A 19,626-nucleotide genomic window follows, 5' to 3' on the forward strand; every position below is an offset into this window, starting at 1 on the left:
CACGACGCTAGGCTCGGGCCGTTCATGCGACAAGCGAATGTCTAGCATGGCTGCCATGCCGACTCCGCACAGCCTGTACGAGGTCTTCCTGCGCGTGGCCCGCCTGGCCTCCTTCACCGCCGCCGCCCGCTCCCTCGGCTACACCCAGTCCGCCGTCTCCCGGCAGATCCAGACCCTGGAGGACGAGTGGGGCGCCCCCCTCTTCGACCGCCTCCCGCGCGGCGTCCGCCTCACCGAGGCCGGCCGCGTCCTGCTCCCGCACGCCGAAGCCGTCGGCGAACGGCTGCGCAGCGCCCGCGCCGAGCTCGACGCGCTGCGCACCCTGGGCGCCGGGCGGCTGCGGATCGGCTCCTTCTCCACCGCGGACGCCGCGCTGCTGCCGCGCGCGCTGGCCGCCTTCCGGGCCCGCCATCCCGCCGTCTCGCTCACCCGTACCGAGGGTCCGTCCGCCAAGCACCTCGCCCTCCTCGCGGCCGGGGAGCTCGACCTCGCCGTCGTGGCCGACACCTCCGGGCGGCCGCCCCGGGACTGCACCCCGCACCACCTGCTCGACGAGCGGATGTACGTGGCCCTGCCGGGCGGGCACCGGCTCGCCGGACGGACCGGGCTGCGGCTGGCCGAACTGGCCGACGAGGAGTGGATCGCCGCCGGCACCCGCCCCGAGGAGACCCTCATGCACTCCGCGCTGGCGAGCGGCTTCCGCCCGCGTACGGGCTTCGTCGCCGCCGACTGGATCGCCAAGCAGGGCTTCGTCGCGGCCGGGCTCGGCGTCACCCTCGTCCCGGAGCTCGCGGCCTCCTCCGTACGGCCCGACCTCGTGCTGGTCCCGCTGCACCCGGACGACACCCCGCGCCGCGGGGTCTACGCGGCCACCCCGCGCGGGCTGGCCCCCACACCGGCCGCCGCGGCCCTGCTGGCCCTGCTGAAGGAGGCCGCGGCCGGGTTGGCATCCTGAGCCGGTGAAGATCGCCGCAGCACAGATGACGTGTGTCCCCGCCGATGTCCGAGCGAACGCCGCGCAGGCCGCCGCCCTCGCCGTGACGGCCCGTGAGCAGGGCGCCGCCCTGGTGGTGTTCCCGGAGTTCACGCTCACCGGCTACGAGCCGGCCGCCCTCGCCGCCGACCCCGGCCTGTGGACCGCCGCCGACGACCCCCGGCTGGACCCGCTGCGCGCAGCCGGGATCGCCACCGCCGTCAACGTGGCCCTGCCCGGGGAGGGCCCGCGGCCCGCCATCGCGACGGTGGTCCACGACGCGGACGGCGGGCACGTGGCGACGTACCGCAAGCAGCACCTCTTCCGGCACGAGCAGGGCCTTTTCGAGGCCGGCACGGCCGACGGGCGCTTCGAACTCCTCGGGGTCCGCTTCTCACTCGGGGTCTGCTACGACAACCACTTCCCCGGACTGCCGGGCCGGGCCGCGGCCGACGGCTGCCGGGTCCACCTGGCGAGTTCCCTGTACGGGACCGGCGACGGGATCCGCGAGCGCGCCACCGTGTACCCGGGGATCGCGCGGCGCAGCGGCCTGTACGTGGTCCTCGCCAACCACGTCGGCCCGGCGGGCCCGTGGACCGGCTGCGGCCGCTCGGCCGTGTGGGCCCCCGGCGGCGCGCTGCTCGCCGAGGCGGACGACCGCACCCCTTCGGTGGTGACCGCCGCGATCGGCCCCGCCGTCTGACGGGGCAGTCGGGGCCGATCGCCCCGGGTGCGTCGGGCGGGGTGCGTCAGGCGGGCTCGGGCACCGGTCGGCGGCGCCCCGCACGCGGGGCGTCGAGGTCCGGGAGCCGGGCGGTGTCCCGGCGGTCGGGCAGCAGGGCGGGCAGCACGACGACGACGGCCGCCACCGCGTACACGCACGTCCACAGGGCCCAGCCGCCGGGCGGGGCCCAGTGCGCCGAGGTCGCCACCCACGAACCCTTGGTGCCGACGGCGAACCGGCGCAGCGTCCAGTAGAAGGCCGACAGGTTCGCCAGCGCGAGGCCCACGACGGACAGGCCCACCAGCCGCCGCCAGGGCAAGCCGTACTCCGGGGCGCGCGTGGCGCAGACGGCCAGCGCCATCAGCGGCAGTCCGACGGCGAAGGGAAGCAGGTAGCGGCCCTGCCACACCATGCCGATGCGCTCCGCCTGCGAGGCCTGCGCGGCCACCGGCACCATCACGACGGCCACCAGCATGCCGAGCACGGCCACCACCTCGCGCGCGCGGCCGTACACGAGCGCCAGCACGACGACGGTGGCGAGCACCGCCGTCCACACCAGGTACATGAGGGCCGGCGCGGGAGTGTCCAGCCAGCCGAAGAAGCCGAGCATCTGCTTGATGTAGACCTCGGTGTTGCCGAGGGTCCTCTTCGCGGCGACGCCCGTGGTCAGCGAGTCCGGAATGTCGATCTTGGAGTTGTCCGGGTGCCGCGCCGCCCAGAGCAGCGCGCCGGCCGTCGCCAGGCCCAGCAGTACCGTCCACAGCCACAGGGCCTTGCGGCGCAGCACCTGTCCCAGCAGTCCGCGCCGCTGCGTCAGCAGCAGGCTGAAGACGACCGCACCGCCGAACCAGATCAGGCCGAGCGGCCGGATGTTGATCAGCACCAGGCCGCCGATGCCCAGCCGGGCCAGTCTGCGGTTGAGCAGCACCGGGTCGGGCGACAGGACGACCGACAGCAGGGCCGTCCACACCAGGATCCCGGCGGCGATCTCGCCGCCGCTGGGGTTGACCATGCCGGACATGTAGAGCGTCATCGGGGTGGCCGCGGCGAACACGCCGAGCATCACCGGACCTCGCCGCCGCCATTCGGCGGCCGTGACCACCGCACTGGCCAGCAGCGCCGAGCAGAGCAGCGCCGACATCAGGCGCATGAGGTACAGCCCCTTGGGGCCGTCGGCCAGCAGGCTCGGCCAGCCCGTCACCAGGTAGTAGCCCGGGTGGTAGCGGCCGGCCGCCGTGGTGGCCTGCGCGGTCTTCTCGGAGTTGCCGAGCGAGGGGGCACAGGACGCGGGCTGCGCCTCGCGCCACGAGTAGCACTCGTGCACCGTGGGCAGGTTGCGGTACCACTCCGGGAGCTGCACGCCGGTCTCGGCGAAGTGACCCTCGATGCCCGCCACCGTGTGCGGGACCATCACCTCGGGCCCACCGATCTGGCCCCTGGCGACGGCGGCGGCGCGGATGAAGTGCGCGTGCTCGTCGGGGGAGCTGCCGAGGGGGCTGGCGGCCGCCCACGAGCCCGTGAGGGTGAGGAACAGCGCGAAGGAGATCAGCCAGAGCCGTTTGGGCGTCCTGGCCGACCAGTCGGCCAGCCGCGTCAGTGCGGAAGTCATCGGTCCCCCGGAGGTCATCGGATGAAGCCGAGCCAGCTCTGGTCGCCGTCCTTGGAGCACGTGCCGCCGGGCGCGTACTTCGGGCAGCTTCCGTCCCGCTCCGTGATGGTGTGCGAGACCCAGGGCAGGATCCGGTACGTGTTCTCCTTGGCCGGCATGTAGCGGTCGGCCATGGAGGAGGAGACGGTGCCGAGGAGCAGCAGCAGGGCGCACAGGGTGCCGATCACCGCGCCCTCGCGGCCGGGGAGGCCGGTGCCGGCCCTGCCGTCCGCGGCCTCGCCGTCCGCCCCGGTCGCGGCGTCGGGCTGCGGCCGGCGGGAGGCGATCCGCAGCGAGACCAGGTGCACGACCAGCGCGCACAGCAGCAGCCCGCAGTAGAGCAGCTGGTTGTTGGTGCGGGTGTAGAGCTGGACGGTCTGCGTCTCGTACATGTGCGAGGCGATGTACATGCGCATCACCCACGCGCTGATGAACATCGCGGCGATGGTGATCACCATCGGCTTGCGCATGCCCAGCCAGATCGCGGCGCCCAGGCCGACAAAGGTGACCAGGGCGAACAGTCCGACCCCGCCGTACTCGCCGGGCAGCGGCCACTCGCCGACCTTGCCGGGCATGTCCGTGCGCCACATGAGGTAGTACGCCGGGTCGGTGAAGTTGTCGAACCGGAAGTTGTAGTCCTTGGTGGTCTGCCCCTCGGTGAGCATGACCATCAGGTAGCGCCCGGCGACCACGAGGAACGCCGCCAGGGAGGCGCCGAGGAAGGCCGCGCCCTTGAGCCGGCCGAGGCGGCCGTCCCGCCACGGGAAGTACAGCAGTGCGGCGAACAGCACACCCGCCGCGCTCCACAGGAACCAGCCCGAGTAGGTGAGGAACATGACGCCGAGGAGCCCGCCGAACCCCGCGCCCTTGAGCAGGAGCGGCCGCCAGCCCTGCCTGCCGCTGCGGCCCAGCGCGACCACCATCGCGACCAGCACCGGAACCAGCACGACGAGGACGGTCTGGCTGTACGGCTTGTAGGCGTCGATCAGCGCGAAGGCGGGGGCCACACCGAAGGCGAGGGCCCGGACCGGGCCGAGCAGCATGCGCCAGCAGAGGTAGACGAGCGGCCCGAACGCCGCGGCGCCGAGGATCTGGAGGTCCTTGAAGGCGTACGCGGTGTTGCCGCCGCGGAACCACTCGGCGTAGTAGCCGAGGGTGTAGAGGGGGGCCGGCGGGTAGACCGGCGAGCCGGAGGGGCGGCCGTTGGCCACCGCCTGGGCCCACTCGACGATGCGGCCGCTGTCGCCGTTGAGGCCGAACATCGGCCAGGGCGTCCCGTGGAGGGCGACGACGGCACCGGCGGCGACGAAGCCGCTGGCCAGGCCGGCGAGGGCGGCGGAGGCGAACCGGGCGGCCAGGTCGAAGTGCCGGCCCTTGCGCAGCCGCACCGCCAGCGCGACCACGCCGATGAAGAGCAGGCCTATGAGCGCGAACCGCAGCTGGATCGCGGCGAGGCCGCTGACCTGCGCGATCCGGTCCAGCGGGTTGAGCTTGAAGCCGCGGGCGAGCAGCGGGAGCACGAGGGCCGCGGCGAACGCGACGACGGCTTCGAGGAGCAGGAGCGTGCCGCGTGAGCCGATCCCGCGCCCGGCGGCCGGTATCGGGCGGGCGGGCGCGGCCGGTCCGCCCGGGGGCAGCACGGTCGCCATGCCCTCGGTACTGACTGTCACTGCTGGTGTCCCTACTGCTGGTCGGTTCTCGGCCCGGTGGCCGGTCGTGGCGCGGCAAGCCGCTGTGCGACTCCGGCCCCCCGCCGAAGCTCCGGGCCAGGGCGAACTCAAGGGCAGTGAGAGACAGCCTTGGCACTTGCTGCCATGCATACTACGGGCCCCCCATGGGAAGGCGGGGGCCCGGTGACCGATCTCCGGGCGGCTAGGCCGAATCCGGGAGCAGGTGCTTCGCGCCCCAGTCCCCGAGCGGTTCCAGGGCCGCGTTCAGGTCCTGGCCCAGCGCGGTCAGGGAGTACTCGACGCGCGGCGGGACCTCGTCGAACACCTCACGGTGCACGATGCCGTCGGTCTCCAGCTCGCGCAGCTGCGCGGCGAGCACCTTCTCGGAGACGCCGGGGACGAGCCGGCGCAGCTCGCCGAAGCGGCGCGGGCGCTGCTCCAGCGTCCACAGGAGCGACACCTTCCATTTGCCGTCGATCACCGACATCGCCGCGGCGATCCCGCACTCATGCGCACCGGGCCTTCGTGTCACCGCCATCGCGTACCCTCCCCATCTGCTCGCTCACCTCGGGGTAACCACCCACTCCGAAGTGCGTACTTGAGCCCCGCACTGCCTGCAACCAGGCTAAACGCCATGACCGACACCACACCGCAGACATCGCTCACCCTGCTCGGACTCGGCGACATGGGCACCGCCCTCGCCCGCACCTGGCTCGCCGCCGGGCATCGCCTGACCGTCTGGAACCGCACCTCCGCCAAGGCCGGGCCGCTCGCCGCCGAGGGCGCCGTCGCCGCCCCGACCGCGGCCGCGGCGGTCGCCGCGAACGGGCTGGTCGTGACCTGCCTGCTGGACGACGCCAGCGTCCGCTCCACCCTGGACGGCATCGACCTGACCGGCAAGGATCTCGTCGACCTCACCACCGGCACCCCCGAGGAGGCCCGCGCCCGGGCCGCCTGGGCCGAGGCCCGCGGCGCCCGGTACGCGGACGGCGGGATCATGGCCACGCCCGACATGATCGGCGTACCGGAGGCCGGCGGATACGTCTTCTACAGCGGCTCGCGCGCCCTCTTCGACACGCACCGCGCGACGCTGGAGGTCCCGGCCGGGGCCCGCTTCGTCGGGGAGGACCCCGGGTACGCCGCCCTGCACGACGTGGCGCTGCTCAGCGCGATGTACGGGCTGTTCGCGGGTATCTCGCACGCCTACGCGCTGACCGAGGGCGAGGACATCGCCCCGAAGGACCTGGCTCCGCTGCTGTCCGAGTGGCTGGGCGCGATGGGCTTCTTCGTGGGCAACGCCGCCGAGCGGCTCACTTCGCGGGACTTCACCACCGGGGTCGTGTCCAACCTGGCCATGCAGGTCGCGGCGAGCGGGACGCTGCTGAGGACCGCCGAGGACCAGGGGGTCAGTGCCGAGCTGATCGCCCCGTACCTGGACCTGATGCGCCGCCGGCTGACGGCGGACCCGGCCGCGCACGGCGGGGAGGACACGGCGGGGGCCCTGCTGCTGCTGAAGAAGGGCTGAAGAAGGAGCGTCGGCGGGCCGGGCCGCTCACGGGAAGGCGGGCGGCGGCGGTCCGAAGCCGGCGGGTGCGGCCTCGGCGGCCGGGGCCTCCTCGGTGCGGACCAGGTCGCGTGCCATCAGCGTGGCCCCCGCCACCGCGCCGGGCATCAGGAGCACCGCGACGAGGGGCACCAGGAACGCCAGCACCAGCGGCACTCCGAAGCCCAGCACCAGCAGCCGCCGGGACCGCAGCAGCACCAGCCGCTCGGGCAGCTCCATCTTGCGGCGCTGGAGGGCCACGGAGGTGAGTTCCTGGGTCAGGAAGTAGCCGGAGACGCAGAACCCGAGCACCGGGACGACCGTCTGGCCGACCACCGGGACGAAGCCGAGGGCGAAGAGCACGATGCCGTACAGCACCACCCGCCCGAGCACCTTCACGCTGTCCCGGGCCGAGATCCACAGCTCGCGCCAGAGCGGCAGGCCGGACTGCGGGACGTCGCCGCCCTCGCTGCGGTCGACCTGCTCCGAGAGGGACTCGTAGAAGGGCTGGCCGATCAGCAGGGTGACGGCGGTGAAGGTGATCACCGCGAGGAAGAGTCCGAAGCCGAAGAACAGGGCGGTGAGGAAGCCGCGGAAGAGGCCGAGCCACGGGGCGGACCAGTCGTCGGCGAAGGGGGTCGCCCAGGCGGTCAGGTCGTCGGCGCCGTAGCCGAGCCCGACGAGGGCGCCGACGTACAGGGCGAACGACAGGAGCCCGGGCAGCAGCCCGAAGCCCAGCCACCGGCCGTGACGCAACACCCATCGCTGTCCGGCCAGCAGGTACCGGAAGCCCCCCGCAAGATCGTGCATGGCGTCAGTGTACGGCGAAGGCCGCACCCCGATCGGGGTGCGGCCTTCGCCCTGCGGCTGCCGGATCAGACGGCGAGCTCGACGGTGATGTTGCCGCGGGTGGCCTTGGAGTAGGGGCAGACCTCGTGGGCCTTCTCGATGAGCTCCTTGGCGGTGGCGGCGTCCACGTTCGGGATCACGGCGGAGATCTTGACGATCAGGCCGAAGCCGTCGTCGTTCTTGCCGATGCCGACCTCGGCGGTGACCGTGGAGCCGGAGATGTCGGCGTTCACGTTCCTGGCGACGACGCCCAGGGCGCCCTGGAAGCAGGCGCTGTAGCCGGCGGCGAAGAGCTGCTCCGGGTTGGTGCCGGCGCCGGAGCCACCGAGCTCCTTGGGCGGGTTCACGACGACGTCGAGCCGGCCGTCGTTGGTGGCGACGCGGCCGTCGCGGCCGTTCTCGGCGGTGGCCACGGCGGTGTACGCGACGTCGGACTGCTGGATGGACATGAAGAATGTTCCTCCTGGTAATCGCCGCGACTCGCGCCCACGGTCACGACGGTTGTGGGGTGAGCCTAACCGGTGAAGGAAACGATCATCTTTCCGGTGTTCTCTCCTCGGAGCATGCCGAGGAAGGCGGAGGTGGCGTTCTCGACGCCCTCGACGACCGTCTCGTCGTAGCGCAGCTCACCGGAGCGCAGCCATCCGGCCACGTCCTGGACGAACTGCTGCTGCAGCCCGGCGTGGTCGTTGACGAGGATGCCCTGGAGCCGCAGCCGCTTGCCGATGACCTGCATCAGGTTGCGCGGGCCGGGGGCGGCCTCGGTGTCGTTGTAGTGGGCGATCGCGCCGCAGAGGGTGGCGCGGCCGCCCACGTTCATGGAGGAGATGGCGGCCTCGAGGTGGTCGCCGCCGACGTTGTCGAAGTAGACGTCGACGCCCTCGGGGGCGGCGGCGCGCAGCTGCTCGGCGACGGGGCCGTTCTTGTAGTTGAAGGCGGCGTCGAAGCCGTACTTCTCCGTGAGGAGCGTCACCTTCTCGTCGGAGCCGGCGGAGCCGATCACCCGGGACGCGCCCTTGATCCTGGCGAACTGGCCGACGAGGCCGCCGACCGCTCCCGCGGCGCCGGAGACGAAGACGGAGTCGCCCTCCTTGAAGGAGGCGACCTCGAAGAGCCCGGCGTAGGCGGTCAGGCCCGGCATGCCGAGGACGCCGAGGTAGGTGGAGAGCGGGGCGAGGGAGGCGTCGACCTTGGTGGCGTGCTTCGCGTCGAGCTCGGCGTACTCGCGCCAGCCCAGGCCGTGCAGGACGTGGTCGCCGACGGCGAAGCCCTCGGCGTTGGAGGCGACGACCTCGCCGACCGCGCCACCGTCCATGGGGCGGTCGAGCTGGAAGGGCGGGACGTAGGACTTCACATCGTTCATACGGCCGCGCATGTACGGGTCCACGGACATGTGGAGGTTGCGCACGAGGATCCGGCCGGCGGCGGGCTCGGCGTCGACGGGTGCCTCACGCAGGGCGAAGTCCTCGGGGACGGGCCAGCCCTGCGGACGACGGACGAGGTGCCACTCGCGGCTCACGGCGGGGATCTCAGACATGTGCGGCGCTCCTGGTAAGAACGAATTGCTTCACTAGGTGAAACAACCATGCGCCTGGATATTTCATGTTGTCAAGTAAACGGGTACGCTGGATCCATGCCCAGTCGTCGTGTAGACCCAGTGACCGTCGAGGTCGTCGAACTCATCGGTGACGTCGTGAGCCGGTACCACATGGAATACGAGCACGCGGCCGCCAGCCATCAGCTGACCGGCGCCCAGGCCAGGGTGCTGAACCTGCTCTCGCTGGAGCCGACGCCCATGCGCCGTATCGCGCAGAAGCTGCGGTGCGAGCCCTCGAACGTGACGGGCATCATCGACCGGCTGGAGAGCCGCGGCCTGGTGGAGCGCCGTCCGGACCCCTCCGACCGGCGGGTCAAGCTGGCCGCCCCCACCGAGGAGGGGCTGCGGACGGCGGAGCGGCTGCGCGAGTCGCTGGACTTCGCGCGCGAGCCCCTGGCCGGGCTCTCCCCGGCGGAGCGGGCCGTGCTGCGGGACCTGCTCAAGCGGATGCTGGCCTGACCCCACCGGTCACGAGCAGAAGATCCAGAGCACACAGCTCTTGGTCGGCGTGGGCGTGGGCGACTGCGTCGGCGGAACGGGGGGCGGCGCCTGGGTGCTGCCGGTGGCGCCCTGCGAGGGCGTACCGGAGCCGGAGGCCTGTACGGACGGCCCGCGCCCGGGGGTGACCGACGCCGAGCCCGACAGGGTCGGGGCGGGGACCGGCTCCGTGGGTCCGGGTCGGCCGGCGTCCCCGGTCGGCGCCCCGGTCCCGGATTTCCCCGTGGCCGCGACCGGTGCCTTCACGGTGGCCTTCCCGGTGCCCGCGGGGGCGGCGGCCGTCGGCGCGCCCGACAGCGGCGCGGGATCCTTGGGCGCGTCGTCGATCAGGACGACGTCGGAGGCGCGGTCGGTGCGTTCCCCGTCGGCGGCCAGGCCCGCCACCATCAGGGAGCCCGCGGTCGCGAGCAGCACCCCGAGCGAGAGGCTCAGCACGGTGCGGCGGCGGCGCCGGTGCGCGACCCGGCGGCGGGCGCCGGCCCTGCGCTCGTTCGGGGCGGAGAGCACCACGAGGGAGTCCGCGTGGACGTCGACCGGTGCGGTCGGCGGGTCCGCGGCGGGCCCCTCCACCCTGGGCGGCTGCGGCGGCCCGGCGGCGGGCGCGGCGGGTATCAGGTACTCGGCGGGCGTTCCGCAGCCGGCGCACGCCAGCGCGCCGTTGAGGTGCCTCCGGCAGGCGTGGCAATAGTTCATGGCGCCCGCAGGCTACGTGGTGGGCGGCAACTTCCGGATCCCGAGAACGTAAGGATCCTGTGTGGAATCGTTCCCTCCATGACATCTTTCGGTCCGGTCGGGTTCCAGTTGGTGCTGCTGCGGCGGATGGCCGACTTCCAGCCGGACCTCGCCGACGAGGCCCGCCGCCGCCTGGGCGCCTCGCTCGCGGACCAGCGGGAGGCGAACAAGCGCTGGCAGGCGATGGTGCGCTCGCCGCGCGCCCGCGGGGCGCTGGCCCGGTACCGCTCGGTGCTCGGGGCACCGGAGTCGGTCGAGCACCGCACGATCGGCGACCTGGAGTGCGAGGCCCTGCGGTGGCCGCTGCCGCTCTGGCCGGACCTGCGCTTCGAGGTGCTGGCGGCTCCGGACGGGGCGGTGTGGAACGAATGGCTCGTACGGGCCCCGGGCGTGCGCGGGCCCGTACTGGAGTCTGCGGACGACCTGCTGCCCTGGTCGGCGACGGTGGACGAGGTGGCGCGGGCCTTCGCGCCGGTACGGCCGATGGAGGGCACCGCCCCGACGCGCTGGCGCCTCGCCTTCACCGCACAGGGCCGTCCGTGCGTGGCGGAGTTCACCTACGGCCTGCTCCAGCGGGTGGCCGCGGCCGGCCCCGAGCCGGACCTGAGCCGGACCTCAGCCGGTCCTCAGGCGTCGCGGTAGGCGCCCCGGGCGGTGCGGCTGATCCGGCGGACCCGTGACAGGGCGTACCCCGCCGTCACGTACCCCGCGCCCACCGACAGGGGCCCGAGCACGGCCAGCAGCGGCACGGCCGACAGGAACAGCGGGTCGTGGGGGCGCTCCTGCCCGAGAGGCGGGCAGGACGGTCCGCCGACCGCCGCGCCCGGGCAGTCGGCGGGCGCGAGGACGACCCTGCTTTCGGAGCCCGACCCCAGGAGCGGCCCGCTGCCCCTGCTCACGGCCTGTTCGGCCAGCAACAGGACAACGGTGACGAACGCCGTCCCGGCCAGCATGAACACCCCGGCGTAGAGGCAGGTGAGGCGCAGGCGGGTGACGGAACGCCGCGGCGGCGCGAGCCGCCGCTCGTCGGCGGCCCGGGCTCGGGCCCGGTACGGCATCGGCACTTCCCCCTCAGGACGCAACGGCCTCCCCGATTGTCGCGCGCGGCCCCTAAACAGAGCGTCAGCACCGGTCGCCGTCCCGTCGCGGGACGCGCGCCTACGAGGTGAGGAAGGCCCGCACCCCGGCCGAGGTGCCGTCGTCGCCGAGCAGGTCGTTGTGCCGGAGGCAGCCGACCGGCGTGTTGACGGCGCCCGCGAGCGGGACGCTGTCGTCGGGGTTGACCACCTCGTCGCAGCCCGACCAGAAGGTCGCGTACTTCACCGCGCCCGGGGTCGGGTCCCCGCCGCCCAGGTTCTTCACCACGTACGACCCGGGGGTCATGTCCCGGCACGCCTGGTCCCACAGCGCGCAGGCCCACGCGGTGGAGGTGCCGCGGTTGGGGCCGGCGAGTGAGACCCAGTGGTCGACGGTGGCCGTGCCCCCGCCGAACTTGACGTACCAGCGGCTCACCAGCGAGCCGAAGGAGTGCGCCACGACGTCGACCTTGGCGGCGCCGGTCTCGCGGCGGACCTGTTCGACGTAGGCGCCGAGCCGCCCGGCGAGGACCTCGTTGACCGACTGGTGGGTGTCGTAGCCGAAGGAGAAGAGCTCCGCGTCGGTGTACCCGTCGGCGCGCAGGTCGGCGCGGAGGCCGCCCCAGACGCCCGGGTCGGCGTTGTACCCGTGGACGAAGACCACCGGGCTGCGCGGTGATGCCCGGTCAGCGACGGGGGCCGGACCCCGGTCGGGGGCACGGGCCGCGGCGGGCGCCGTGAGCGACGCCAGGCAGAGCGTCAGGAGCGCGACCAGTGCCTGCCGGGCCGTCAGCATCGGGTCCCCTTTACCTTGTTACGCGCGAGTAGCGCGTGCGGTGCGGGCATGGTGCTGCCTGTCGGTACAGAAATCCACCCCCATGCAGCCGCGACACACCCACGGCCGGAGCATTCCAACGGGCGGACAGCCCCAAATGCCCGAGATGATATGTAAAGCGACCGGCACTTCCGCCGGTCCCTTTGCGTCAGCGCTCTCGGGAGGTTCCGCCGTGACCGTCAGTCTTGAGCAGTTGCGCCGCTGCCACGTCGCCGTCGACCTGGGGGCGGCCAGGACCCGCGTGTACGTCAAGGGCGCCGGCCTCGTGGTCGACGAGCCCAGCGTCGCCGCGGTCAACACGCGCACCGGCGCACTCATCGCCGTCGGAACCTTCGCCGAGCGGATGACCGGCCGCACCCCCGACTACATCAGGGTCGTGCGCCCCGTCTCCGGCGGCACCGTCGTCGACATCGAGATGGCCCAGCGGATGCTGCGCCACCTCCTCGGCGAGAAGCTGCGGCGCGCCCTGCGGCGCAAGCCGCGGCTGCGGGCCGCCGCCTGCACCCCGCACGACGCGGACCCGCTCGCCCAGCGGGCGGCCGTGGAGACCCTGGTCGGGCTCGGGGCGCGGCGCGTCGAACTGGTCGACACCCTGATCGCGGCGGCCGTCGGCTGCGGACTGCCCGTGGAGCAGCCGACCGCGACGATGATCATGGTGTGCGGAGCCGCGGCCACCCAGGTCGCCGTCCTCTCCCTCGGTTCGATCGTCACCGCCCAGCGGATCCCCGTCGGCGGCGAGGCCATCGACCACGCCGTCGTGCAGCACCTGCGCCACGCGCACGAGCTGATGCTGCCCAGCCAGGCGGTCCGGCCTCTGCAACTGGCCCTGCACGGAAACGGCCTCACCTCGGAGGGGCCCGCCTCCACCCTCATCCACGGCCGTGACGTGGCCACCGGCCTGGCCCGTTCCGTCCACGTGGACACCGCGGCCGTGCGGGACGCCATCCACACCCCGCTGACCGCGGTCCTGGACGGAATCGGCAAGGTGCTGCGGGACTGCCCGCCCGACCTGGTGGCCGACCTGACGGACCGGGGAATCATGATGGTGGGCGGCAGCGCCCTGCTGCCGGGCCTGGACCAGATGCTGCGGGACGCCACCGGCATGCCCGTCGCCATCGCCGAACGGCCGGACGTGTGCGCGGTGATGGGTCTCGGCGCGATGCTCGAAGGGAAGATCGCCCCGATGGTCCTCAACCCGCTGGCCGGATGACGGACGAAGGGCACGGGAGGCCCGCCGGACAGTCCGACGAGGACGCGGCGAGCCTCCCCGTGCTGCTGGAGGCCGTACTGAGCGTCGGCTCCGAGCTGGAGCTGCGCGCCACCCTCCAGCACATCGTGGACTCGGCGGCCGAGCTGTGCTCGGCCCGGTACGGCGCGCTGGGGATCCTCGACCCCGAGCGCGTCCTGGTGACCGCGCTGTTCACGACCGGGCTGACCGAGGAGCAGCGGGCGGCCGTCCCCCACCTGCCCGACGGCCGCTCCGGCCTGCTCGGCGTCCTCGCCCGGGACCCGCGGCCGCTGCTCCTGGACGACCTCACCCGGGATCCCCGGGCCGCCGGCTTCCCGCCCGGCCACCCGCCCATGCGCAGCTTCCTCGGCGTCCCGATCCGGGTCCACAACGAGGTCTTCGGCAACCTCTACCTCACCGAGAAGCACGGCGGCGGCCCCTTCACCGAGGAGGACGTCGCCCTCGTGCGCGTCCTGGCCGCACAGGCGGGCATAGCGATCGGCAACGCCAGGCTGTACGAGACCGCGCGCCGCCGGGAGCGCTGGATCGAAGGGGCCTCCGCCGTGACGACGACCCTGCTGGCGGGGGAGCCGGCGGCGGACGCCCTCAGGTGCGTGGCCGAACGGGCCCGGCTGCTCGCCGACGCCGCGGCCGGGGTGGTGCTCCAGCCGACCCCCCAGGGCGGCATGGAGATCGTGGCCGCCTCCACCCAGGGCGACCCCGGCGACCTGGTCGGGACGGCGATCGCCCCCGGCTCACCCGTCCTGGAACAACTCCTCGGCGGCGAACCCGTCTTCATCGACGACTCCGCCACCGATCCCCGGATGACCACGCGCGTCCGGATGCGGTTCGGGCCGAGCATGATGCTCCCGCTGCAGAGCGGAGGCCGGCTGATCGGCACCCTGGCCCTGCCGCGCGCCCGGGGCGGCCCGGCGTACGACGCGGTGGACAGGCTCCTCGCCTCGCAGTTCGCCTCCCAGGCCGCGCTGGCCCTCGTACTGGCGGACGCCCAGCACGACCGGGAGCAGCTCGCGGTGTACGAGGACCGCGACCGGATCGCACGGGACCTGCACGACCTGGTGGTCCAGCGGCTCTTCGCCACCGAGATGATGCTGGAGAGCACCCGGCGGCGCGCCGCGAACGCCCCCTCCGGGGACACGGTCGGCGACGAACTCACCCGCGCCGTCGACGAACTGGACTCCACCATCCAGGAGGTCCGCACCGCCATCTTCGCCCTCCAGCAGCCGCCGACCGACGCCCCGACCACCTTCCGCGGGCGGGTCCTGCGCGAGACGGGCGGCGCGGCGGTCCTGCTCGGCTTCCAGCCGTCGGTGCACTTCGCCGGCGCGGTGGACGCCCTGCTCCCGGCGGCCGTGGCCGGCGACCTGCTCACGGCCCTGCGCGGCGCACTGGCCGCCGCGCACCGGCGCAGCCAGGTCACGTCGATCGAGGTGGTGGTGGACGCGTCCCCGGAGCGGGTCCGCCTGACCGTGACGGACGACGGCCGTGGCGAACGCGGTACGCGGGGCACGACGGTGACGTGGGAGTCGGCCCTCTGACGGCGACGGCCGGTACGGACCTTGCCGGGCCGGGCCGGGCGGCCCGGCTCGTCAGGGGCGTCAGGGGCGGCCGGGGCGTTCGGCGGCCCGCAGGGCGATCCGGGTGTTGGACTGGGCCACCCCCGCCTCCCGCTTCAGCCGGCGCAGCAGCGCGTCGAGGGCGGCGGGGTCGGCGGCCCGGGCCCGTACGAGGTAGTCGTGCGCACCGGTCACGTGGACGACCTCGGTGATCCCGGGGAGCCTGGCGACCCGGCGCTCGAACTCCTCGTTGGTGGTGTCCTGGCGCAGGGTGACATCGATGAAGACGACGAGACCGCCGGCGGTGTCGGCGGCCGGATCCACCACGACGGTGAACGCGCGAATCACGCCGTCCCGGCGCATCCGCCGCACCCGGTCGGCGGTGGCGTTGGCGCTGAGGCCGACACGGACGCCGAGGTCCCGGTACGAGATCCGCGCATCCTCCTGCAGGATGCCGAGGATTTCCCTGTCGAGGCGGTCCATGCCGCGATTCTCGCAGTCCGGCCCGGTATTCGCGCTCGTACCTCGGGAGCGAGGGCCGACCCTCGCCCGTATGAGCGAACTGATGACACCGGCCCTGGCGGGTGCCGCCGCCGGTCTGGGTGTGGCGATGCCGATGGGTGCGATGAGTGTGCTGCTGCTCCAGGAGGCGATGCGGCACCGGCGGACGGCGGTGGCCGCGGCCACGGGCATCGCGGTGGTCGACCTGGGCTACGCGGCCCTCGCCACCGCCGTCGGCCCCTGGGTCGCCTCCCACGTCTTCGCCGTCGAGGCGTGGGTCCGGCTTGCCTCGGCGGCGATCCTGCTGGCCATCGCGGCCCACGGCCTCGCGGGGGCCCGGCCGAAGGCGGCGGCCCCACCCGTAGCGGACCCCCCGGACCCGGCCCCCTCATCCGCATCCGCCTCCGCCTCCGCAGGCGCGACGCGGACCGCCACCGACCTGAGGCCGGCCAAGGCCTTCGCCCGCTACGTCGCCCTCACCGCGATCAACCCCACCACCGCCCTCTACTTCGCGGCCCTCACCACCGCCCAGGGCGCGAGTCTGCGCACCGGCCCCGCCGGGGCGGCCTTCCTCGTCGGCGTCGGCGCGGCCTCCCTCCTCTGGCAGCAGGCCCTCGTCGCCCTCGGCTCCCTCGCGGGCGCCCGCATCTCCGCCACCGCCCGCGTCTGGACCTTCCGCCTGGGCTACGGCCTGGTCGCCGCCTACGCGGTGAAGATCGCCCTACCGCTCCCCTGACGGGCGCCCGGCCCGGAACGGGCTGACGCCCCGACCCTGTTCATGAGATCGCCACACACCAGGTCCGCGGGACGCGCGATGGTGGACCGGTGAACAGTGACATCTTGCGAGTGCCGGCATGACGTGGTGGAGCGGGCTGCTCGGGTTCGCCGCGGGGCTGCTGATATCGGTGGTCACCGCGCCCGTGGGGGTCTCCGGTGCGGTCTTCCTGCTGCCCGTGCAGGTCAGCGTCCTGGGTGTGCCGAGCCCGGCGGTGACACCGACCAACCTCCTCTACAACGTCGTGGCCGGCCCCGGGGCCCTGCTGCGCCACCACAGGACGGGGCGCCTGAGGGGGCCGCTCACCCGGCTGCTCATCGCCGGGACCGTGCCCGGCGTCGTCCTCGGCGCGGTGATCCGCGTGTTCGCCGTCCCCGGGCCGCGCGTCTTCCGCCTGCTCGTCGCCGCCCTGCTGCTGCCCCTCGGACTGTGGCTGCTGCTGCGGACACTGCGCCCGGCGCCGGCCCGGCCGTCCCGCCCGCCCTCGGCCCGCGGCACGACGGCCCTGGCCCTGGCGGTCGGCGTGGCCGGGGGCGTCTACGGCATCGGCGGCGGCTCCCTCCTGGGCCCCGTCCTGGTCGGCCGCGGGGCGCCGGTCGCCGTCGTCGCGCCCGCCGCCCTGGCCGCCACCTTCGTCACCTCGGCCGTCGGCGCGTTCACGTACGCACTGCTCTCCTTGACCGCCACCGGCGACGTCGCACCGGACTGGTTCCTCGGGCTGTCCTGCGGGGCCGGCGGCCTGCTCGGCGGCCACCTCGGCGCACGGCTCCAGCCCCGCCTCCCCGAGACCGCCCTCCGGGTGCTGCTGGCCTCCCTGGCCACGGCCGTCGGCGCTCTGTACGCCGTCCAGTTCCTGCTGTGACGCGCCGCCGGGGCCCGGAACCGCTGCCGAAGTCCTGTCGCCCGGACGGGAATTCGACCGCGCCCCCCTAGGGTGAAGGGGTGACGACCCGCCTCTCGGCCCGTGCGGCCATCGCCTCCGTGACCGACGCCGGCAGCTTCGCCGAACTGCCCGCCCCCCGACGCGAGTCCCCGGCCGACGGCCCGCTGGCCTGGGCCGGCTACGACGCCTCGCGCGCCCGCGCGGCCGAGCGCACCGGCGAGCAGGAGTCCGTCGTCACCGGCACCGCCCGCCTCGGCGGGCATGAAGCCGTCCTGGTCTCCTTCGAGTTCGGCTTCCTGGGCGGCTCCCTGGGGCAGCGCACCGGCGACCGGCTCGAAGCCGCGTACGCGCACGCCCGCGCGCACCGCCTCCCCCTGGTCTCGCTGATCGCGACGGGCGGCTCCCGCATGCAGGAGGGCATGCTCGCGCTGACGCAGCTGCAGCGCGTGGCCCGGCAGAGCGTCCTGACCCGGGCCGCCGGGCTGGCCCAGCTCGCCGTCCTGCGCGATCCGACCACCGGCGGCGGCTGGGCCACCCTCGGCGCGGGCGCCGACGTGGTCCTCGCACTGCCCGGCGCCCAGGTCGGCTTCGCCGGGTCCCGGGTGCGCCCGGCGGACGCCGACCCTGCGGCGTACTGCGCCGAGGGGCAGTACGCCGCCGGTCACGTGGACGCCGTGGTGCCCGCCGCCCACCTGCCGGGCACCCTCGCGAACTGGCTCCGGGTCCTGGCCGCGCCCCGCTCCGGCGAACCGGTCGAGCCTCCGGCCGCGCTGGCCGACGTACGGCCGCCCGCCACCGGCTGGGACGCGGTGCGGCAGGCCCGCGATCCCGGCCGGCCGCGCGCCGAGGCGTACCTGGACGCGTACTTCGAGCTGCGTCTGCACCTCTCCGGGGACCGGGCGGGCGGCACCGACCCGGGGATGCTGTGCGGGTTCGGGCTGCGGGAGGGCCGGGCCGTGGCCTACGCCGCCCAGTGCGGGACGGCCACCCGCCCGGCGGGATACCGCACGGCGGCCCGCGTGGTCCGGCTCGCGGACCGGCTCGGCATCCCCGTCCTCACCCTGGTGGACACCCCGGGTGCGGCCAACGACGCCGCCGCCGAGCACGCCGGCGCGGGCGCGGCCATCGCCGACACCTTCGCGGCGCTGGCGGCGGCCACCGTCCCCGTCACCACCCTGCTGATCGGCGAGGGCGGTTCGGGCGGCGCCCTCGCGCTGGCGGCGCCGGGGAACACCTGGGTCACCCCGGACAGCTACTTCTCCGTCATCGCCCCGGAGCTGGCCGCGGCCATCCTCAAGCGCCCCGAGTCGGCCGCCCCCGCCACGGCGGACCAGCTCCGCATCCGCCCGCAGGACCTGGTGGCCCTGGGCGTCGCCCGCGGCATCGTCGGCCCCGCGAACCGGTGACGGCGGGCCGGCAGCCGTACGTCCATCCGGTGGAGCCTCGTCACCTGCCGGGCCGGCCGGCGGTCGGCGCCGATCAGCAGCAGCCGCACCCGGCCGCGGCCGTCCCCGCCGGTGAGGGCCAGGCCCTCGGCGGCGGAAATCTGCGGCGCGGGGCGGTAGCCGGACTGCCACAGGGCTGTGCGCACCACAGGGGAAGGTCTCGCGACACGAAGGCGACGGACCGGCCAACCCCCTGTCATGCCCCGCCGGATCGGGCGAACCTGGCCGGACTCGTCCCGACATGGCGGGCGAAGTGCCGCGCCAGGTGGGCCTGGTCGTAGAAGCCGGACTCCGCCGCCGCCTGCGCCGGCCGCGCCCCGGCGAGCAGCAGCCCCCGCGCGAGCGCCACCCTCCGCCCCGTCAGGTACGCGTGCGGCGGCAGCCCGTAGGCCTTCCGGAAGCTCCGGATCAGGTGGGTGGGATGGGCGTGGCCGAGCCGCGCCGCCGCCTCCTCCAGCGTGATCCCCTCCACCACCCGCGCGTCCAGCAGCTCGCGCAGCCGTACGGCCAGCCGCGCGCCCGGCGCCGTCCCGCCCGTCGGCGGCTGCCCCCGGCCGGCCAGCCGCCCGCGCAGCCGCTCCCGTACGAAGGCCAGCCGCGACTGAGCCTCCAGCGGATCCCGCTCCCCGAGCGCGAGGTGCAGCGCGTGCACGCGCTCACGCAGCGCCGGATCGACCAGCAGCGGCGCGTCCACGGCAGCCCCGGCGAGCCGTTGTGGCAGCACCGAGGTGTCCAGGTACAGGACGCGCTTGCGCAAGCCCGCCTCGGCCACGGTCCGCCCGTCGTGGACCACCCCGGGCGGCAGCAGGACCACCGCGTCCGAGACCCCGGCGCCGTGCCGTTCCCGGTCGAGGGCGAAGTCCACCCGCCCGCCGTCCACGATCATCAGCGCCCAGGTGTCGTGCACGTGGGCCGGGTAGGCGTGCTCGGTGAACCGGGCGTGGAAGACCTCGGCGATGCCCGGCACCGGCGGCTGCCAGGCACTGACGGTGCTGACTTTGCCGGCGTTGCCGGCGTTGCCGGCGTTGCTGCGCGGACGTATCGCGGCCATGTCAGGAACGTACAAGACCGC

The 19,626-nt window shown here is 74.2% G+C and carries 21 protein-coding genes; 10 read left to right on the forward strand and 11 right to left on the reverse strand.

The features are described 5' to 3' along the window. The first annotated feature begins 46 nt into the window (after positions 1-46). On the forward strand, positions 47-955 hold the full coding sequence (locus AVW11_RS07675) for a LysR family transcriptional regulator (RefSeq protein ID WP_420713458.1): 909 nt from the start codon (positions 47-49) through the stop codon (positions 953-955). A gap of 4 nt (positions 956-959) precedes the next feature. After that, positions 960-1,676, forward strand: coding sequence for a carbon-nitrogen hydrolase family protein (locus AVW11_RS07680; protein ID WP_076043581.1), 717 nt, complete (start codon positions 960-962; stop codon positions 1,674-1,676). A 46-nt stretch (positions 1,677-1,722) separates the two neighbouring features. Here the strand turns inward: AVW11_RS07680 and AVW11_RS07685 are convergent, their stop codons facing one another. The 3 genes from AVW11_RS07685 to AVW11_RS07695 all read right to left on the reverse strand — a co-directional run bounded on the left by AVW11_RS07685 (position 1,723) and on the right by AVW11_RS07695 (position 5,553). Further along, a complete protein-coding gene (locus AVW11_RS07685; RefSeq protein ID WP_158076119.1) occupies positions 1,723-3,306 on the reverse strand; it encodes a DUF2142 domain-containing protein in 1,584 nt (527 codons plus the stop codon). A gap of 14 nt (positions 3,307-3,320) precedes the next feature. Continuing rightward, complete coding sequence (locus AVW11_RS07690) at positions 3,321-5,015, reverse strand: hypothetical protein (protein WP_143568818.1); 1,695 nt, start codon at positions 5,013-5,015, stop codon at positions 3,321-3,323. Between the two features lie 202 nt (positions 5,016-5,217). Beyond that, complete coding sequence (locus AVW11_RS07695; protein ID WP_030841174.1) at positions 5,218-5,553, reverse strand: winged helix-turn-helix transcriptional regulator; 336 nt, start codon at positions 5,551-5,553, stop codon at positions 5,218-5,220. Positions 5,554-5,649: 96 nt separating this feature from the next. Between AVW11_RS07695 and AVW11_RS07700 the strand changes: the two genes are divergently transcribed. Continuing rightward, positions 5,650-6,540 (forward strand): NAD(P)-dependent oxidoreductase, encoded by an 891-nt coding sequence (locus AVW11_RS07700; protein WP_076043584.1) that lies wholly within the window; start codon positions 5,650-5,652, stop codon positions 6,538-6,540. Between the two features lie 27 nt (positions 6,541-6,567). On the opposite strand, the gene AVW11_RS07705 is transcribed toward AVW11_RS07700, so the two are convergent. From AVW11_RS07705 to AVW11_RS07715, 3 genes are all read right to left on the reverse strand, one after another. Continuing rightward, positions 6,568-7,368 (reverse strand): EI24 domain-containing protein, encoded by an 801-nt coding sequence (locus tag AVW11_RS07705; RefSeq protein ID WP_030841168.1) that lies wholly within the window; start codon positions 7,366-7,368, stop codon positions 6,568-6,570. Between the two features lie 65 nt (positions 7,369-7,433). After that, positions 7,434-7,856: an organic hydroperoxide resistance protein gene (locus AVW11_RS07710; protein ID WP_076043585.1), complete on the reverse strand. Its 423-nt coding sequence runs from the start codon at positions 7,854-7,856 to the stop codon at positions 7,434-7,436. Between the two features lie 65 nt (positions 7,857-7,921). After that, the gene (locus AVW11_RS07715; RefSeq protein WP_076043586.1) at positions 7,922-8,944 is read right to left on the reverse strand and encodes an NADP-dependent oxidoreductase; all 1,023 of its coding nucleotides are present in this window, start codon (positions 8,942-8,944) and stop codon (positions 7,922-7,924) included. A 96-nt stretch (positions 8,945-9,040) separates the two neighbouring features. Between AVW11_RS07715 and AVW11_RS07720 the strand changes: the two genes are divergently transcribed. Beyond that, positions 9,041-9,463, forward strand: a complete 423-nt coding sequence (locus tag AVW11_RS07720; protein ID WP_030841158.1) for a MarR family winged helix-turn-helix transcriptional regulator — start codon at positions 9,041-9,043, stop codon at positions 9,461-9,463. 9 nt (positions 9,464-9,472) lie between these two features. Here AVW11_RS07720 and AVW11_RS07725 read toward each other — a convergent pair whose 3' ends face one another. Beyond that, positions 9,473-10,195 carry an SCO2400 family protein gene (locus AVW11_RS07725; RefSeq protein WP_037832511.1) on the reverse strand — a complete coding sequence of 241 codons (723 nt, stop codon included), beginning with the start codon at positions 10,193-10,195 and terminating at the stop codon, positions 9,473-9,475. Between the two features lie 78 nt (positions 10,196-10,273). On the opposite strand from AVW11_RS07725, the gene AVW11_RS07730 reads away from it, so the two are divergent. Next, complete coding sequence (locus tag AVW11_RS07730) at positions 10,274-10,876, forward strand: RNA-binding protein (protein WP_076043587.1); 603 nt, start codon at positions 10,274-10,276, stop codon at positions 10,874-10,876. On the opposite strand, the gene AVW11_RS07735 is transcribed toward AVW11_RS07730, so the two are convergent. Both AVW11_RS07735 and AVW11_RS07740 read right to left on the reverse strand, forming a co-directional pair. Further along, positions 10,861-11,292, reverse strand: a complete 432-nt coding sequence (locus tag AVW11_RS07735; RefSeq protein WP_076043588.1) for a hypothetical protein — start codon at positions 11,290-11,292, stop codon at positions 10,861-10,863. The two genes, AVW11_RS07730 and AVW11_RS07735, sit on opposite strands and share 16 nt — an antisense overlap. A 100-nt stretch (positions 11,293-11,392) precedes the next feature. Then, positions 11,393-12,106, reverse strand: a complete 714-nt coding sequence (locus AVW11_RS07740) for an esterase/lipase family protein (protein ID WP_030841146.1) — start codon at positions 12,104-12,106, stop codon at positions 11,393-11,395. A gap of 211 nt (positions 12,107-12,317) precedes the next feature. On the opposite strand from AVW11_RS07740, the gene AVW11_RS07745 reads away from it, so the two are divergent. Together AVW11_RS07745 and AVW11_RS07750 are read left to right on the forward strand one after the other, a co-directional pair. After that, entirely contained in the window at positions 12,318-13,355 is a 1,038-nt protein-coding gene (locus AVW11_RS07745; RefSeq protein ID WP_030841144.1) for a rod shape-determining protein, read from the forward strand. Next, positions 13,352-14,932 (forward strand): sensor histidine kinase, encoded by a 1,581-nt coding sequence (locus AVW11_RS07750; RefSeq protein WP_076043589.1) that lies wholly within the window; start codon positions 13,352-13,354, stop codon positions 14,930-14,932. Before AVW11_RS07745 ends, AVW11_RS07750 begins: the two co-directional genes overlap by 4 nt. Positions 14,933-14,992: 60 nt before the next feature. On the opposite strand, the gene AVW11_RS07755 is transcribed toward AVW11_RS07750, so the two are convergent. Further along, positions 14,993-15,433 carry an Lrp/AsnC family transcriptional regulator gene (locus AVW11_RS07755; protein WP_030841137.1) on the reverse strand — a complete coding sequence of 147 codons (441 nt, stop codon included), beginning with the start codon at positions 15,431-15,433 and terminating at the stop codon, positions 14,993-14,995. Positions 15,434-15,503: 70 nt separating this feature from the next. Here AVW11_RS07755 and AVW11_RS07760 point away from each other — a divergent pair, with 70 nt between their 5' ends. The 3 genes from AVW11_RS07760 to AVW11_RS07770 all read left to right on the forward strand — a co-directional run bounded on the left by AVW11_RS07760 (position 15,504) and on the right by AVW11_RS07770 (position 18,515). Continuing rightward, entirely contained in the window at positions 15,504-16,187 is a 684-nt protein-coding gene (locus tag AVW11_RS07760) for a LysE family transporter (RefSeq protein WP_060178097.1), read from the forward strand. 118 nt (positions 16,188-16,305) lie between these two features. Beyond that, the gene (locus AVW11_RS07765) at positions 16,306-17,088 is read left to right on the forward strand and encodes a sulfite exporter TauE/SafE family protein (RefSeq protein ID WP_060178096.1); all 783 of its coding nucleotides are present in this window, start codon (positions 16,306-16,308) and stop codon (positions 17,086-17,088) included. A gap of 80 nt (positions 17,089-17,168) precedes the next feature. Next, positions 17,169-18,515: a carboxyl transferase domain-containing protein gene (locus tag AVW11_RS07770; protein ID WP_076043590.1), complete on the forward strand. Its 1,347-nt coding sequence runs from the start codon at positions 17,169-17,171 to the stop codon at positions 18,513-18,515. A gap of 235 nt (positions 18,516-18,750) precedes the next feature. Here the strand turns inward: AVW11_RS07770 and AVW11_RS07775 are convergent, their stop codons facing one another. Further along, positions 18,751-19,605 (reverse strand): AraC family transcriptional regulator, encoded by an 855-nt coding sequence (locus tag AVW11_RS07775; RefSeq protein ID WP_076043591.1) that lies wholly within the window; start codon positions 19,603-19,605, stop codon positions 18,751-18,753. Positions 19,606-19,626: the final 21 nt, after the last annotated feature.

The sequence above is a fragment of the Streptomyces amritsarensis genome, from assembly GCF_001953875.1.
Taxonomy (GTDB): Bacteria; Actinomycetota; Actinomycetes; order Streptomycetales; family Streptomycetaceae; genus Streptomyces; species Streptomyces amritsarensis.